Source organism: Pseudorhodobacter antarcticus, assembly GCF_900110135.1.
In the GTDB taxonomy this organism is placed as follows: domain Bacteria; phylum Pseudomonadota; class Alphaproteobacteria; order Rhodobacterales; family Rhodobacteraceae; genus Pseudorhodobacter; species Pseudorhodobacter antarcticus.
Window position 1 is genome coordinate 1 of sequence record NZ_FOCO01000094.1, and the last position, 2,854, is coordinate 2,854.

The 2,854-nt window shown below is 50.7% G+C and carries 2 protein-coding genes and 1 pseudogene; 1 reads left to right on the forward strand and 2 read right to left on the reverse strand.

All coding sequences use genetic code 11. From position 1 onward, the window contains the following. Positions 1-150: 150 nt before the first annotated feature. Positions 151-315 (forward strand): annotated as a pseudogene (locus BMY36_RS19740) (hydroxyethylthiazole kinase); the annotation flags it as partial. Between the two features lie 58 nt (positions 316-373). Here the strand turns inward: BMY36_RS19740 and BMY36_RS18905 are convergent. Then, positions 374-745, reverse strand: a complete 372-nt coding sequence (locus tag BMY36_RS18905; RefSeq protein ID WP_050520849.1) for a response regulator — start codon at positions 743-745, stop codon at positions 374-376. Positions 746-771: 26 nt separating this feature from the next. Beyond that, a complete protein-coding gene (locus tag BMY36_RS18910) occupies positions 772-2,424 on the reverse strand; it encodes an ATP-binding protein (protein WP_050520848.1) in 1,653 nt (550 codons plus the stop codon). Between the last annotated feature and the right edge of the window lie 430 nt (positions 2,425-2,854).

Sequence of the window (2,854 nt, forward strand, 5' to 3'; positions counted from 1 at the left end):
ACGTTCCTCGCCGTTGAGGTGCTTGTATCGTTTGTCCATCGCAACATCCTATGCCCTATGGGCGCTGGGTGTTGCACTTGAAACTTGAGCCTAAGAGGTGTCGTTTGCGGGCGGATGGTTGCAGCAAGTACGACATGACGCCCGCTCAGACAACCCGTGCTGCCAGCGACTGTCGCCGCACTGGCCTATTTTGGGCTGGCTGGCGAGCGTGCGGCACAAGTGGCCCATGGTCCCGGCAGTTTTCAGGTGGCGTTTCTGGACGCGCTTTACACCCTTACACCGCAGGACGTGACCCGTCTAAACTGCATGGGCTGAGCCGCATACACAGAGTTTCGGGTACTCCCAAATTCCCTTAAGCCTGCCAAATCGCTCTCTATGCACGCTCAAAAATCGCCTTAACTTGATCACCCAAAGTAAGTGCATCGAACGGTTTCACAATTACGTCCTTGGCACCTTTCGAGATCAGCGCCTCAATCTCGTGCGGTTGCGCACGTGCCGTCATGAATATCGCCGTCGTCGTCGCTAGGCTGGGAATTGTTCGCAATTTACCCAGAAGAATGTCACCGCTCATTCCTGGCATCATCAGGTCCAGCAGCAACACATCGGGCCCGAATTGCTCTACTTCTCGAAGAGCATCTTCTGGGCTGCTGCATTGTTTTATTTCGAACTCACCCGAAATGCCCAGAGCCATCAGTGTTATTTCAAGGATATCTAAATCGTCTTCAACGTGGAGCAATCTTATCATATTGAAATCCAAAGAATTGGGCAGGATTATCCAGCCACGATTTGTAGGCTTTGAGGCCAGGTTGAGTCAACGGCGCGAGGAAGTGAAAATGTGACTGTCGTGCAGATGCCTTCGGTGCTTGTCAGCGACACTGACCCATCGTGTTTCTCAATAATTGCTTTGACGATGCTCAACCCCAAGCCAGACCCACCCCTATTAGGACGATCTGCGTTGCTCGCTTGCTGAAACCTTTCGAACATCTGTGAAAGATCAGCTGCGGGGATACCGATGCCACTGTCAGAAATACTTACCTTTATCGAGTCGGGCAGAACGGCAACCGCCACAACGACTTCGCCGCCCAGCTTCGAAAACTTACATGCATTGGACAGCAGGTTTGCCAGCACTTGAAGAATCCTTTCGGCATCAAGCTCTGCCAAGGCAGGCGCATCTGTTCCCTCTAATCTGACAGTGACACCATATTGTTCAGCATAGCCCTGATTTGCCATTCGTGCTTCCACAAGAACGTCGCTGAGATTACATATTTTGCGGGAAAACTCCATCTTTCCTGCAACGATCTTTTCTAGATCGAGAATATCATTGACGATCAGCACCAATCGGTCCGCGTTGCGATGCGCTATCGCGACAAAGTTGCGTGACTTCGCCGCTAACTCACCCGTCGCACCTGAAAGCAGCAGCCCCATTGCGCCCTTGATCGCGGTCAGGGGCGTGCGAAGTTCATGGCTGACAGTCGCAATGAACTCCTGCCGCGCCGCAACCATTTGCAATTCGCTAGACACATCTCGAAAGATCGCGAAATAGCGTTGGTCGCCAGATTGCAACGTGATCAATTGAATTGAGGCATCAAACGTTGCACCCCTATGTTTTAAGCGTATCGTCACCTGTTCGGACCGTGATTCTAAAAGATCGTCCAGCTTCCGCCTGAGCAATGGGATATCCAGACTCAACGGAATATCGCCTACAGATTTACCAACGTAGCTTTCGCCTGTCCATGCAACGGAATCTGTTGCGGCCTTGTTCATATAGACCAGTTCAAGGGTATGTGGCATGAACAGCACCACTGGTTCGGATAGCCGGCGCAAAGCTGCAACAGTATCGATTGCAGCAGTAGCGCGGCGTAGTTCGGTAACATTGGTTCGCACAGCAATGGTGCCTGAAGACCTCCCCTTTTCGTCGGTGCGCGGAAGAACCGTTGTCTGGCTAAACATGATCTGGCCATCTTTACAGCGCAGCCGGGTTTCGCCAGTCCAAACCTCGCCCTGCTGTAAATGCTCAGTGATGGATAAAAAGATATCTTGAGTGCCATCATCATAGAGTTCTATGGGTGATCTACCGATCACATCTTCCCGCGCATAGCCGGTCGCATCAAGAAACTTTTGATTTACGTAACAGAGACGCATCTCACGGTCTGTTATCGAAAGAATGGCATGATCATTGAGTGCTTTGGCCTCGTGGGTGAGTTGAAGCTGGTTCTCCCATAAAGTGCGATGCACCCTGCGCAACCGTTGTATCGAAAACAAAATTAGCACCGTAAAATATGCGGCTAATCCGCCCATGGCAAAATTAGTTTGTGGTGTGATGGATAAAATTGGCCCAACAGCCATTAACGCAATCATTGCCAGAACGCTGCAACTCCAGAAAATTGCAGTGTGAAAGTTATATTTATCAGAGTTATTCCACATTTTACATCTCAATATTTACGATAGCCTTTCGGCCAAGCCATTCAGTTCGGACCACAGCGATAACGCCCATCAATCGGCGCCTGAGTAAAGATTGCTTTTAACTTTGGTGATCTGTCGACGAAATGGCGGCGAAACCATGGCACAGGGCTGTTTTGGAGTTATGACTGAATCTGGTGTTTGAGTGGTTTGAAGGTTGGCGGCGTATCTGGTTGAATTTTTGTTGCGAGACAGCATGCCAACCGCAGGAGATACACCACCATGGACACGACTAACATTGTTGATTTTGCGCGTCGAGACGGCTTAGGCTCAAGTTTCAAGTGCAACACCCAGCGCTTATAGGGCATAGGATGTTGCGATGGACAAACGATACAAGCACCTCAACGGCGAGGAACGTGGCGTGATTTTGGCGGAGCATCGGCGGGGGGCGAGC